Below are 13,405 nucleotides of genomic sequence, written 5' to 3' on the forward strand. Positions count from 1 at the left end.
CGAGGGGCTCGTCGGCCTGAGCAACGAGCGTTTCAGGAAACGCTGGATCGCAGCAGAGGTGGAGCCAGGTCGGCCTCACCTCTGCGACAGTTTTTATTGTCTAGCGACAGCTTTTATTGTCTAAAACCATTCTGTATAAACAGCAGCAATCGTTACTCAACCGTCACCGATTTTGCCAGGTTACGCGGCTGGTCCACGTCGGTGCCTTTAAGCACGGCCACGTAGTACGACAGCAGCTGCAGCGGGATGGTGTAGAGGATCGGCGCCAAGGCATCGATGATGTGTGGCACGGCGATCACGTGGGTGCCTTCGCCGTTGCTCATGCCGGCCTGTTCGTCGGCAAAGACGATCAGTTCACCGCCACGGGCGCGGACTTCCTGCAGGTTGGACTTGAGCTTCTCCAGCAGCTCGTTGTTCGGCGCCACGGTGACCACAGGCATGTCGCTGTCGACCAGCGCCAACGGGCCGTGCTTGAGCTCACCTGCCGGATAAGCTTCGGCATGGATATAGGAAATTTCCTTGAGCTTGAGTGCGCCTTCCATCGCCACCGGGAACTGCGCGCCACGGCCCAGGAACAGTGTGTGGTGCTTGTCTGCAAACAGCTCAGCGGTTTTCTCGACAATGGCGTCCATGGCCAAGGCTTCGCCCAGGCGCGTCGGCAGGCGGCGTAGCTCTTCGACCAACTCGGCTTCGACACCGGCGGCCAAGGTGCCACGGACCTGGCCCAGGGACAGGGTCAGCAGCATCAGCGACACCAGCTGGGTAGTAAACGCCTTGGTCGACGCAACACCGATTTCCGGGCCGGCTTGGGTCAGCAAGGTCAGGTCCGATTCACGTACCAGCGAGCTGATGCCGACGTTGCAGATCGCCAGGCTGCCGAGGAAACCCAGCTCCTTGGCATTGCGCAGCGCCGCGAGGGTGTCGGCGGTTTCCCCCGACTGGGAGATCGAGACGAACAGGGTGTCTGGCTGTACCACCACCTTGCGGTAGCGGAACTCGCTGGCCACTTCTACCTGGCAAGGGATACCGGCCAGGCTTTCCAGCCAGTAACGCGCCACCATACCGGCGTGATAGCTGGTACCACAGGCCACAATCTGCACGTTGCGTACTTTGGCGAACAGCTCGGCAGCTTGCGGGCCGAAGGCCTGGACCAGGACGTGATCCTTGCCCAGACGCCCTTCCAGGGTGCGCTGCACCACGGTCGGTTGCTCGTGGATTTCCTTGAGCATGAAGTGGCGATAGGTACCCTTGTCGGCCGCTTCGGCGCCTTCGTGGTACTGCACGGTTTCGCGCTGAACCTTGGTTCCGGCCACATCCCAGATAGTCACCTGGTCGCGGCGGATCTCGGCGATGTCGCCTTCTTCCAGGTACATGAAGCGGTCGGTCACCTGGCGCAAAGCCAGTTGATCGGAGGCCAGAAAGTTTTCCCCATGGCCCAGGCCAATCACCAGCGGGCTACCGCTGCGGGCAGCCAACAGGCGGTCAGGTTGGTGCGCGCTGATCACTGCCAGACCGTAAGCACCATGCAGTTGCTTGACAGCAGCCTTCAGGGCATCGGCCAGATCAGGAACGCTTTTCAGGGTGTGGTGCAGCAGGTGAACGATGACTTCGGTGTCGGTCTCGGAGCTGAATACATAACCCAGGCTCTTGAGCTGTTCACGCAGCGCCTCATGGTTCTCGATGATGCCGTTATGCACCACCGCCAACTCGTGACCGGAGAAATGCGGGTGAGCATTGCCTTCTGTTGGCGCACCGTGGGTGGCCCAACGGGTGTGGGCGATACCCAACTGGCCGGTCAGCGGTTCGGCGGCAACAGCGGCTTCCAGCTCACTGACCTTACCGATGCGACGACGACGCTCCAAGGTCCCCTGCTGGGTGTATACCGCCAGACCTGCGCTGTCATAACCGCGGTATTCCAGGCGCTTGAGACCTTCGATGAGAATGGTGGTGATATTACGTTCAGCGACGGCACCAACGATTCCACACATTAGTTATGCTCCTTGGAGAGTGCGGCACAAATCACATGGACGCCGCGGGCTTCAATTTGTTCGCGCGCCGCAGTGGGCAAGCGCTCATCAGTAATCAGGGTGTTGACGCTGCCCCAGGGCAGCTCGAGGTTGGGGATCTTGCGCCCGACCTTGTCCGACTCGACCATCACAATCACTTCCCGGGCCACTTCAGCCATGACCCGGCTCAGGCCCAGCAATTCATTGAACGTGGTAGTGCCACGCGCCAGGTCGATGCCATCGGCGCCTATGAACAGCTGGTCGAAATCGTATGAGCGTAGTACCTGCTCGGCGACCTGGCCCTGGAAGGATTCGGAATGCGGATCCCAGGTGCCGCCGGTCATCAACAGTACTGGCTCATGCTCCAGCTCACTCAGGGCCCGGGCGACATTCAGCGAGTTGGTCATCACCACCAGGCCGGGCTGATGGCCGAGTTCGGGAATCATTGCTGCCGTGGTGCTGCCGCTGTCGATAATGATGCGCGCGTGTTCACGGATGCGTTCGACGGCAGCCCGCGCAATGGCTTGCTTATAGAGGGAGACGGGCTGGCTCTGATCAGCGATCAGCTCCTGCGGCATGGTCACTGCACCACCGTAACGGCGCAGCAGCAAGCCATTGGCTTCTAGCGCGGCGAGATCCTTGCGAATGGTCACTTCCGAGGTTTCGAAACGTTTGGCCAGCGCGTCGACGCTCACCTCTCCCTGTTCAGTGAGCAAGGCGAGGATATTGTGGCGGCGCTGGGGGGTGTTACGTTTCGACATGGCGTCTTTAAGTTTCGTTTCGAAAGTTAGTAATGCCAATCAAAACCTAAAGCTTTTGAGACGTCAAGTAGGGCGTGCAATTTTCCGATTTGATTACGTTATCCACAAAGCATCCCGGATGTATAATTCCACCACAGAATGCAAAAAGGCCGACTTATACACAATCCAGTCGGCCTTCTTGTTCAGCTGTGAATAACTCAGCTCTTCTTGAGCTTCTCCGGCCGCTTCCAGCCTTCGATGTTGCGCTGACGTGCACGGCCAACCGCTAGCTGAGCAGCCTCGACGTTCTGAGTGATCGTCGAACCGGCCGCCGTGGTGGCGCCGTCTAAGATATCCACAGGGGCAACAAGAGAGTTGTTGGAACCAATGAACACGTCCTCACCAAGCACGGTCTTGAACTTGTTCGCGCCATCGTAGTTGCAGGTAATGGTACCGGCACCAATGTTGGTACGCGCACCGACCTCGGCGTCGCCCAGATAGGTCAGGTGACCGGCCTTGGCGCCTTCACCGAGGTGCGCGTTCTTCAGTTCGACAAAGTTACCCACATGGGCACGCGCTTCCAGCACGCTGCCAGGACGCAGGCGAGCAAAAGGACCGGCATCGCTGCCCTCTCCCATGATTGCGCCTTCAAGATGGCTGTTGGCCTTAACGACGGCCCCCTTACGCAGGGTTGTATTCTTGATCACGCAGTTCGGGCCGATGACCACGTCGTCTTCGATGACCACACGACCTTCAAGGATGACGTTGATGTCGATGAGCACATCGCGACCCACCGTCACTTCACCACGCACATCAAACCGTGCCGGATCACGCAGGGTCACGCCCTGGGCCATCAGGCGACGCGCTGCACGCAGCTGGTAATGACGCTCAAGCTCCGCCAGTTGCCGACGATCGTTGGCGCCCTGCACTTCCATTGGGTCCAGCGGATGTTCGGTGGCAACCACCAGGCCATCGGCAACGGCCATGGCAATCACGTCGGTGAGGTAGTACTCGCCTTGGGCGTTGTTGTTCGACAGCCGTCCCAGCCACTCAGCCAGGCGTGCAGCCGGTACCGCCAGAATCCCGGTGTTACCTTCCTTGATGGCTTTCTGCGCTTCGCTGGCATCTTTGTGCTCTACGATCGCTGTCACCTGGCCCTGGGCATCACGAACAATGCGACCGTAGCCGGTTGGGTCGTCGAGGTTAACGGTCAACAGGCCCAACTGCTCAGGCGTAACCTTGGCCAACAGGCGTTTGAGGGTATCCACTTCAATCAACGGCACATCACCATACAAGATCAGCACGGTTTCAGCGCTCAGGGCCGGCAAGGCTTGGGCGACGGCATGGCCGGTACCCAGTTGCTGGTCTTGCAAGACAAAATTTAGATCGTCGGCCGCCAAACGCTCACGTACCAACTCTGCACCGTGCCCGATCACCACATGAATGCCTCGCGGCTGTAGCTCGCGAGCGCTGTGGATAACATGGCCGAGCATGGAATCGCCGGCAACCGGATGCAGTACTTTCGGCAGCGCGGAACGCATGCGGGTGCCTTGGCCTGCGGCAAGAATAACGATATCGAGAGACATTGACGGGCTACCAATCCTGGAAGGTCAGTGAACAGACCTGAATATAAATCGCAGAAAAAGAAAAAGGGTAGCCGAGGCTACCCTTTAACTCAATCGCAGCAGAAGTGATCGGCCAAAGCCAGATTACTTGCCTTTGCGCATTTGCTGGACGGTACGCAGCTGGGCTGCGGCCTCGGCCAGACGTGCGGCAGCGGCGCCGTAGTCGAACTCCGCGCCTTTTTCGTGCAGGGCGTTCTCAGCAGCCTTGAGGGCATCCTGAGCCTGAGCTTCGTCCAGGTCGGCAGCACGTTGCACGGTATCGGCAAGCACCTTGACCATGTTCGGCTGGACCTCGAGGAAACCACCAGAGATGTAGAACACCTCTTGGGCGCCACCCTGCTTGGTCAGCGTGATCGGACCTGGCTTCAGATTAGTGATCAGCGGCGCGTGGCCTGGAGCGATACCAAGATCACCCAGGTTACCGTGCGCAACCACCATCTCGACCAGACCGGAGAAAATCTCTCCTTCCGCGCTGACGATATCGCAATGGACTGTCATAGCCATCTGCTTGCCTCAACCTGATTAGCGCCCCTTGCGGGGCGCCGGGATTACAGTTTCTTGGCTTTCTCGACCGCTTCTTCGATGCCGCCGACCATGTAGAACGCTTGTTCTGGCAGGTGGTCGTAGTCACCTTTGAGGATGCCGCTGAAGCCAGCAATGGTGTCTTTCAGGGAAACGTATTTACCTGGAGAACCGGTGAAGACTTCTGCCACGAAGAACGGCTGGGACAGGAAACGCTGGATCTTACGAGCACGGGATACCAGCTGCTTGTCGGATTCGGACAGTTCGTCCATACCCAGGATCGCAATGATGTCCTTCAGCTCTTTGTAGCGCTGCAGCACGTACTGGACGCCGCGAGCGGTATCGTAGTGCTCGTTGCCGATGACGTTCGGGTCCAGCTGGCGCGAAGTCGAGTCCAGTGGATCGACCGCTGGGTAGATACCCAGGGAGGCGATGTCACGGGACAGTACGACGGTGGCGTCCAAGTGGGCGAAGGTGGTCGCTGGCGACGGGTCGGTCAGGTCGTCCGCAGGTACGTATACGGCCTGGATCGAGGTGATCGAACCTTCCTTGGTCGAAGTGATACGCTCTTGCAGAACGCCCATCTCTTCAGCCAGGGTCGGCTGGTAACCTACTGCCGAAGGCATACGGCCCAGCAGTGCGGATACTTCGGTACCGGCCAGGGTGTAACGATAGATGTTGTCGACGAACAGCAGAACGTCGTTACCTTCGTCACGGAACTTCTCAGCCATGGTCAGGCCGGTCAGCGCTACGCGCAGACGGTTTCCTGGTGGCTCGTTCATTTGGCCGTATACCAGAGCAACCTTGTCCAGTACGTTGGAATCCTTCATCTCGTGGTAGAAGTCGTTACCCTCACGAGTACGCTCACCCACACCGGCGAACACGGAATAACCGCTGTGCTCGATGGCGATGTTACGGATCAGTTCCATCATGTTTACGGTTTTGCCTACACCGGCACCACCGAACAGACCAACCTTACCACCCTTGGCGAACGGGCAAACCAGGTCGATAACCTTGATGCCGGTTTCCAGCAGGTCGTTGCCGCCTGCTTGGTCAGCGAACGAAGGCGCATCACGGTGGATGCCCCAACGCTCTTCTTCACCGATAGGACCGGCTTCGTCAATTGGGTTACCCAAAACGTCCATGATACGGCCCAGGGTCGCTTTACCGACCGGTACCGAGATCGCTGCGCCAGTATCGTTTACGTCCAGGCCGCGTTTCAGGCCTTCGGTGGAACCCATCGCAATGGTACGAACCACGCCGTCGCCCAGCTGCTGCTGAACTTCCAGGGTGGTTTCCGCGCCAACTACTTTCAGCGCGTTATAGACACTCGGTACGCTGTCACGTGGGAATTCCACGTCGATGACGGCGCCGATGATTTGAACGATACGTCCGCTACTCATAGCTGGATCCTCTGAATATTTGAACCGTTAAACCGCGGCAGCGCCGCCGACGATTTCCGAGATCTCTTGGGTGATCGCAGCCTGACGCGCCTTGTTGTAGATCAGCTGCAATTCGCTGATCAAATCACCGGCGTTGTCGGTGGCGTTCTTCATCGCGATCATCCGGGCAGCTTGTTCAGCTGCGTTGTTCTCGACCACCGCCTGGTAGACCTGCGACTCCACGTAACGCACCATCAGGCCGTCAAGCAGCTCTTTGGCGTCAGGTTCGTAGAGGTAGTCCCAGTGGTGCTTGAGTTCTTGATCCGGGGTTGCCACCAACGGAATCAATTGCTCGACCGTTGGAGTTTGAGTCATGGTATTGACGAACTTGTTCGATACCACGGACAGACGATCAATACGACCGTCCAGGTAAGCATCCAGCATAACCTTGACGCTGCCGATCAGATCATTGATCGACGGCTCTTCGCCCAGATGGCTGATTGCTGCAACGACGTTACCGCCGAAGCTGCGGAAAAACGCCGCACCCTTGCTACCAACCACGCACAGATCGATCTCGATACCTTGCTCGCGGTTGACTGCCATGTCCTTGACCAGGGCCTTGAACAGGTTGGTGTTCAAGCCACCACACAGACCACGGTCACTGCTCACCACAACATAACCGGCGCGCTTTACAGGGCGATCGATCATGAACGGGTGACAGTATTCCGGGTTGGCGTTGGCCAGATGACCAATAACCTGGCGGATACGCTCCGCATAAGGACGGCTAGCAGCCATGCGCATTTGAGCCTTGCGCATTTTGCTGACCGCCACTTTTTCCATGGCGCTGGTAATTTTTTGCGTGCTTTTGATGCTCGCAATCTTACTGCGAATCTCTTTTGCGCCTGCCATGTAACACCTATCAGGTTAGCAAGCGGGGGCTGCAAAGCCCCCGCTGCGGCTTACCAGGTTTGGGTGGCCTTGAACTTCTCGATACCGGCTTTGATGCCAGCGTCGATTTCGTCGTTGAAGTCACCCTTCACGTTGATCTTCGCCATCAGTTCGGCGTGATCACGGTTGAAGTAGGAAATCAGCGCTTGTTCGAAGCTACCGACTTTGGCGATTTCAACGTCGGTCAGGAACCCACGCTCAGCGGCATACAGCGACAGCGCCATGTCCGCGATGGACATTGGAGCGTATTGCTTCTGCTTCATCAGCTCGGTAACACGTTGACCGTGTTCGAGTTGCTTACGGGTGGCTTCGTCCAGGTCAGAAGCGAACTGGGCGAATGCTGCCAGTTCACGGTACTGAGCCAGAGCGGTACGGATACCACCGGAGAGCTTCTTGATGATCTTGGTCTGAGCGGCACCACCCACACGGGATACCGAAACACCGGCGTTCACTGCTGGGCGGATGCCCGAGTTGAACATGGCCGATTCCAGGAAGATCTGACCGTCGGTGATGGAAATCACGTTGGTCGGAACGAACGCGGAAACGTCGCCAGCCTGGGTTTCGATGATCGGCAGTGCGGTCAGGGAACCGGTCTTGCCAGTTACAGCACCGTTGGTGAACTTCTCAACGTACTCTTCGGAAACGCGCGATGCACGCTCCAGCAGACGGGAGTGGAGATAGAACACGTCACCTGGGTACGCTTCACGTCCTGGTGGACGGCGCAGCAGCAGGGAGATCTGACGGTAAGCAACGGCCTGCTTGGAAAGGTCATCGTAAACGATCAGTGCGTCTTCACCGCGGTCACGGAAGAACTCGCCCATGGTGCAACCGGCGTATGGCGCCAGGAATTGCAGTGCGGCGGATTCCGAAGCACTGGCAACCACCACGATGGTGTTGGCCAGGGCGCCGTTTTCTTCCAGCTTGCGAACGATGTTGGCAACGGTGGAACGCTTTTGGCCGACAGCAACATAAACACAGAAAATACCGGAGTCTTTCTGGTTGATGATGGCGTCGATCGCCATGGCGGTCTTACCGATCTGACGGTCACCGATGATCAGCTCACGCTGGCCACGGCCGACAGGGATCATGGCGTCGACGGATTTGTAGCCAGTCTGTACAGGCTGGTCTACCGACTTACGCCAGATCACACCCGGAGCAACCTTTTCGACTGCGTCGAATTCGGTATTGCCCAGTGGGCCTTTGCCGTCGATTGGGTTACCCAGTGCGTCGACTACGCGACCCAGCAGTTCCTTACCAACTGGAACCTGCAGGATGCGGCCGGTGCACTTGGCACTCATGCCTTCAGCGAGGCTGTCGTAAGCGCCCAGTACTACCGCACCAACGGAGTCACGCTCCAGGTTGAGGGCCATACCGTAGACGCCGCCTGGAAACTCGATCATTTCACCGTACATTACGTCGGCCAGACCGTGAATCCGCACGATGCCGTCAGAAACGCTGACGACAGTACCTTCGTTGCGAGCTTGAGAGGCTACATCGAGATTCTCGATGCGGCCCTTGATGATTTCACTTATTTCGGAAGGATTGAGTTGCTGCATTGCTCTGCTGCCCCTTCAAACTCAAGATTTCAATGCTTCGGCCAGTTTCGCGATTTTGCCGCGGACTGAGCCATCGATAACCAGGTCGCCGGCGCGGATTACGACGCCACCGATCAGGCTGGCATCCTCCGACACTTGCAGGCGCACTTCCCGGTCGAGCCGTGCACTGAGAACCTTGGCGAGTTTGTCTTGCTGTTCTTGGTTCAATGCAAAAGCACTGGTGACTTCCACATCCACGGATTTCTCTTGCTCGGCCTTGTACAGGTCGAACAAAGCCGAAATCTCCGGCAACAGCAGGAGACGTTCGTTTTCCGCGGCAATTTGGATGAAACTCTTTGCCTGTGCATCAAACTTGTCACCGCACACTTCAATAAAAGTGGCGGCCTTTTCTGCGCTCGTCAGTCGCGGGGCCTTGAGCAGGCGCTGCATTGTGTCGTCTTGCGACACTGCAGCAGCCAGGCCGAGCATGGCTGACCAATTGGCCAGTTGCTGATGGGCCTGGGCGTGCTCAAAGGCAGCCTTAGCGTAAGGTCGGGCCAACGTGGTCAGTTCTGCCATGATCGCCCTCGCTTAAATTTCAGCGGCCAGTTTATTAACCAGCTCCGCATGCGCGTTTTGATCGATTGTGGCGCCAAGGATCTTTTCAGCACCGCCAACGGCCAGGCTACCCACTTGGGCGCGCAGCGCGTCTTTGACGCTGTTAATTTCCTGTTCGATCTCGGCCTGAGCCAGAGCCTTCACACGGTCAGCTTCGACGCGGGCCTGGTCACGGGCTTCCTCGACGATCTGAGCACCGCGTTTCTTGGCTTGCTCAATGATTTCGGCTGCCTGAGCTTTCGCTTCGCGCAGTTGCTGACCCGCTTTATCTTGGGCCAACTCCAGGTCGCGAGCTGCTCGGTTGGCAGCGTCCAGTCCATCCGCGATCTTCTTCTGACGTTCTTGCAATGCCGCGATGACCGGAGGCCACACGAACTTCATGCAGAACAGCACAAAAATGAAGAACGCAACGGACTGACCAATCAGGGTTGCATTAATGTTCACGCCAACACCTCGCTCGTTCTTTGTCCATCACACCAAACCACTCGAGAATTCGAGTGATTAGCCGGCGAGTTGACCAACGAAGGGATTAGCGAAGGTGAAGAACAGTGCGATACCAACACCGATCATGGTTACGGCGTCGAGCAGACCGGCAACGATGAACATTTTAACTTGCAGCATTGGAACCATCTCTGGCTGGCGAGCAGCGCCTTCCAGGAACTTGCCGCCCAGCAGGCCGAAACCAATGGCGGTACCCAGGGCACCCAGGCCGATCAGCAGAGCAACAGCGATAGCGGTAAGACCAACTACAGTTTCCATCTTTCCTCCCGACTTTTACGTCGTATTGGTTAGGTTTTTTAGTTTGAAGCGGTAAAACAAAATCGTTTGGTACAGCTGCCCTTGCGGACTTTTTCGACCCTCCCCAGTACCTGCAGAAGGGTCATCAGACACGCCAGGCGGTCTTAATGGTTATCTTCGTGAGCCATCGACAGGTAGACGATGGTAAGCATCATGAAGATGAACGCTTGCAGGGTGATGATCAGGATGTGGAACACCGCCCACGCCCATTGCAGCACCACACCCAGGCCGCTCAGCCACAGCAGGCCGCTGCCGAACATTACAGCGATCAGGATGAACACCAGCTCGCCGGCATACATGTTGCCGAACAGACGCAGGGCCAGCGAGATCGGCTTGGCGATCAGGGTGACGAATTCGAGTAGGAAGTTAACCGGAATCAGCAGGATCTGAACGAAAATGTTCTTGCTGCCGAACGGGTGCAGGGTCAGTTCGCCGAGGAACCCGCCGATGCCCTTGACCTTGATGCTGTAGAAAATGATCAGGGCGAATACGCTGAAGGCCATGGCCAGGGTCGCGTTCGGGTCGGTAGTGGAGACCGCGCGGAACGGAATGTGCGGATCACCGGAGATCAGCATGGCCAGCTGAGGAATCCAGTCGACCGGGATCAGGTCGATGGCGTTCATCAGGAAGACCCAGACGAAAATGGTCAGCGCCAGTGGGGCGATCACCGGGCTGCGACCGTGGAAGCTGTCCTTGACGCTGCCGTCGACGAACTCAACCATCACTTCAACGAAGTTCTGCAGGCCGCCAGGCTGGCCGGAAGTCGCCTTCTTGGCTGCCATACGGAACAGGAATACGAAAAGCAGACCCAGTGCCACCGACCAACCCAGGGTATCCAGGTGGAAAGCCCAGAAGCCCATTGCTTTGGCTTCTGCTGCGGAATGGGCAAAGCCCCAACCGCCGTCTGGTAGTTGACCGAAGGTCAGGTTCTGCAAGTGGTGCTGGATATAGCCCGAAGCGGTTTCTGCTGCCATGGTTGCCTCAAACGCCCTAAGGTCTCGAAAGTCTTATGTTCATCAGCAGGGGCGCGAACCAGCTGACCAACTGGGTCAGCAGAAAGACACCGAAGACTGCTAACGGCGCCAATGGCTTCACTCCTGCGAACGTCAGTGCAAAAAGCACTGCCGTCAAAATCAATTTGCCTGCTTCGCCAGCGTAAAACGACTTGACGATAGCCTGCGCTGCCCTGGCTCCTGTGTAACGAAAAGCCTTCCAGGCGAAATACACATTTGGCAGCCCGGCAATCAACCCTCCGCAGAGTGCTGAATATCCACTGACCGCCCCGTGCCACTGCCACAACGCCAAAGTTGCCAGCAAAAACACGACACACTGAGCCAACAGTACCGGAAAAACCGCCCAGCGATGGAAAGGCAAGCGGTTTGGCGTGCGGGTTTCCATCACAACTGCTCCTCAAAAGTCGACTAACCAGTCAGCTATGACTTGGCATAATTTGTGCCGACAAAATGCGCGCAGAGTATAGGGGCGGTTTAACCCCTATTCAACTGCCGGGTAGTGATTTCCGACTACGCGCTACAAAAGGAATTGTTTCAGCGGATGTGAGCTAGCACACCTTGCAACTCATCTAGCGAGTTGTAACGGATAACTAACTGGCCTTTGCCCTTATTGCCATGGCGTATCTGTACTGCCGAGCCCAAACGCTCTGCCAGACGCTGTTCAAGCCGGGTAATGTCCGGGTCTGGCTTGGCGGGTTCAACCGGCTCTGGCTTGCCATTGAGCCATTGGCGAACCAGTGCTTCAGTCTGGCGCACGGTCAGGCCACGTGCGACAACATGACGCGCCCCTTCCACCTGCTGCTCATCCGGCAAACCGAGCAATGCCCTAGCGTGACCCATTTCCAGATCGCCATGCGACAGCATGGTCTTGATTACTTCCGGCAACGAAATCAGACGCAGCAAGTTGGCCACGGTCACCCGCGACTTACCCACAGCGTCAGCAACTTGCTGCTGGGTCAGCTGGAACTCCTGCTGCAGACGCTGCAGGGCGATCGCCTCTTCCACCGGGTTGAGGTCTTCGCGCTGAATGTTCTCGATCAGGGCCATGGCAATGGCCGCTTCATCAGGCACATCGCGGACCATCGCCGGAATGGTTTCCATGCCGGCCTGCTGGCTGGCACGCCAGCGACGTTCCCCGGCAATGATCTCGTAGCGCTTGTCACCGATCGGGCGGACCACGATGGGCTGCATCACGCCCTGGTTCTTGATCGATTGCGCCAGTTCTTCCAGCGCTTGCGGGTCCATGTCCCGACGTGGCTGATACTTGCCGCGCTCGATCAGGTCGAGCGGCAGATGTTGCAGTTCGTTCTGGTCGACCTTCACAGCCTGCTCTTCGAGCGCGCTGACGGTAGGACCACTGAGCAGTGCATCCAACCCACGTCCGAGACCCCGTTTCTTAACGGCCATACGGATTCCTTAAGTTGTTTGTGCAGTGCGTGATGGACGGCGCTGACGGCGTACGAGTTCCCCGGCCAGGGCCAGATAAGCCAACGCTCCGCGCGATTGCTTGTCGTAAGCCAGGGCCGGCATGCCGAAACTCGGTGCCTCGGCCAGGCGAATGTTGCGTGGGATCACGGTGTCGTACAGCTGGTCGCCAAAGTGTTCCTTGAGCTGCGCAGACACATCGTTGATCAGGCTCAAGCGCGGGTCGTACATGGTCCGCAGCAGGCCTTCGACCTTCAGCTGCGGGTTCAACCGCTCGCCGATCCGTTTGATGTTATCCACAAGGTCGCTCAAACCTTCCAGAGCAAAGTATTCACATTGCATCGGAATGATCACGCCATCGGCAGCGACCAGCGCGTTGAGGGTCAGCATCGACAGCGACGGTGGGCAGTCGATCAGGATGTAGTCGTAATTCTCGCGGATCGGCGCCAGCGCCGTACGCAGGCGACTTTCCTTCATCTGCATTTCCAGCAGCACCACTTCCGCAGCGGTCAGGTCGCGGTTGGCCGGCAGCAGTTGATAACCACCGTGCTCGGAGAAATGCATGGCCTGGGCCAGATCGCATTCACCGATCAGCAGGTCGTAGACCGAATGTTCCAGGACGTGTTTATCCACACCGCTACCCATGGTGGCGTTGCCCTGTGGATCGAGATCGATCAGCAGCACCCGGCGCTTGGTGGCGACCAGCGACGCTGCGAGGTTGATACAGGTGGTGGTCTTGCCCACACCACCTTTCTGGTTCGCGATAGCGAATACCTTAGCCATTCTTGCTTGT

Annotated in this window: 14 protein-coding genes; all 14 read right to left on the reverse strand. The window is 57.7% G+C overall.

The window, feature by feature from the left end; genetic code table 11:
• Positions 1 to 152: 152 nt before the first annotated feature.
• On the reverse strand, positions 153 to 1,988 hold the full coding sequence (glmS, locus tag ACQRAX_RS15155; RefSeq protein WP_412040460.1) for a glutamine--fructose-6-phosphate transaminase (isomerizing): 1,836 nt from the start codon (positions 1,986 to 1,988) through the stop codon (positions 153 to 155).
• Entirely contained in the window at positions 1,988 to 2,767 is a 780-nt protein-coding gene (locus ACQRAX_RS15160; RefSeq protein ID WP_412040461.1) for a DeoR/GlpR family DNA-binding transcription regulator, read from the reverse strand. The genes glmS and ACQRAX_RS15160 overlap by 1 nt, the downstream gene beginning before the upstream one ends.
• A gap of 197 nt (positions 2,768 to 2,964) precedes the next feature.
• A complete protein-coding gene (glmU, locus tag ACQRAX_RS15165; protein WP_412040462.1) occupies positions 2,965 to 4,332 on the reverse strand; it encodes a bifunctional UDP-N-acetylglucosamine diphosphorylase/glucosamine-1-phosphate N-acetyltransferase GlmU in 1,368 nt (455 codons plus the stop codon).
• Between the two features lie 123 nt (positions 4,333 to 4,455).
• On the reverse strand, positions 4,456 to 4,875 hold the full coding sequence (locus ACQRAX_RS15170; RefSeq protein ID WP_045186333.1) for a F0F1 ATP synthase subunit epsilon: 420 nt from the start codon (positions 4,873 to 4,875) through the stop codon (positions 4,456 to 4,458).
• A gap of 44 nt (positions 4,876 to 4,919) precedes the next feature.
• Positions 4,920 to 6,296 (reverse strand): F0F1 ATP synthase subunit beta, encoded by a 1,377-nt coding sequence (gene atpD / locus ACQRAX_RS15175; RefSeq protein ID WP_045186335.1) that lies wholly within the window; start codon positions 6,294 to 6,296, stop codon positions 4,920 to 4,922.
• A 27-nt stretch (positions 6,297 to 6,323) separates the two neighbouring features.
• The gene (gene atpG / locus ACQRAX_RS15180) at positions 6,324 to 7,184 is read right to left on the reverse strand and encodes a F0F1 ATP synthase subunit gamma (RefSeq protein WP_412040463.1); all 861 of its coding nucleotides are present in this window, start codon (positions 7,182 to 7,184) and stop codon (positions 6,324 to 6,326) included.
• 50 nt (positions 7,185 to 7,234) lie between these two features.
• The gene (atpA, locus tag ACQRAX_RS15185) at positions 7,235 to 8,779 is read right to left on the reverse strand and encodes a F0F1 ATP synthase subunit alpha (RefSeq protein ID WP_412040464.1); all 1,545 of its coding nucleotides are present in this window, start codon (positions 8,777 to 8,779) and stop codon (positions 7,235 to 7,237) included.
• A gap of 21 nt (positions 8,780 to 8,800) precedes the next feature.
• The gene (locus ACQRAX_RS15190) at positions 8,801 to 9,337 is read right to left on the reverse strand and encodes a F0F1 ATP synthase subunit delta (RefSeq protein ID WP_412040465.1); all 537 of its coding nucleotides are present in this window, start codon (positions 9,335 to 9,337) and stop codon (positions 8,801 to 8,803) included.
• A 12-nt stretch (positions 9,338 to 9,349) separates the two neighbouring features.
• A complete protein-coding gene (locus tag ACQRAX_RS15195) occupies positions 9,350 to 9,820 on the reverse strand; it encodes a F0F1 ATP synthase subunit B (protein WP_412040466.1) in 471 nt (156 codons plus the stop codon).
• A gap of 57 nt (positions 9,821 to 9,877) precedes the next feature.
• Positions 9,878 to 10,135: a F0F1 ATP synthase subunit C gene (gene atpE, locus ACQRAX_RS15200; RefSeq protein WP_002555987.1), complete on the reverse strand. Its 258-nt coding sequence runs from the start codon at positions 10,133 to 10,135 to the stop codon at positions 9,878 to 9,880.
• A gap of 143 nt (positions 10,136 to 10,278) precedes the next feature.
• Positions 10,279 to 11,148, reverse strand: a complete 870-nt coding sequence (gene atpB, locus ACQRAX_RS15205) for a F0F1 ATP synthase subunit A (RefSeq protein ID WP_038616144.1) — start codon at positions 11,146 to 11,148, stop codon at positions 10,279 to 10,281.
• 16 nt (positions 11,149 to 11,164) lie between these two features.
• Complete coding sequence (locus ACQRAX_RS15210; protein ID WP_412040467.1) at positions 11,165 to 11,572, reverse strand: F0F1 ATP synthase subunit I; 408 nt, start codon at positions 11,570 to 11,572, stop codon at positions 11,165 to 11,167.
• Between the two features lie 149 nt (positions 11,573 to 11,721).
• Positions 11,722 to 12,594, reverse strand: coding sequence for a ParB/RepB/Spo0J family partition protein (locus ACQRAX_RS15215; RefSeq protein WP_045186346.1), 873 nt, complete (start codon positions 12,592 to 12,594; stop codon positions 11,722 to 11,724).
• A 9-nt stretch (positions 12,595 to 12,603) separates the two neighbouring features.
• Positions 12,604 to 13,395 (reverse strand): ParA family protein, encoded by a 792-nt coding sequence (locus ACQRAX_RS15220; protein ID WP_045186348.1) that lies wholly within the window; start codon positions 13,393 to 13,395, stop codon positions 12,604 to 12,606.
• Positions 13,396 to 13,405 lie beyond the last annotated feature (10 nt).

This window comes from Pseudomonas sp. UM16, assembly GCF_050312595.1.
GTDB lineage: Bacteria > Pseudomonadota > Gammaproteobacteria > Pseudomonadales > Pseudomonadaceae > Aquipseudomonas.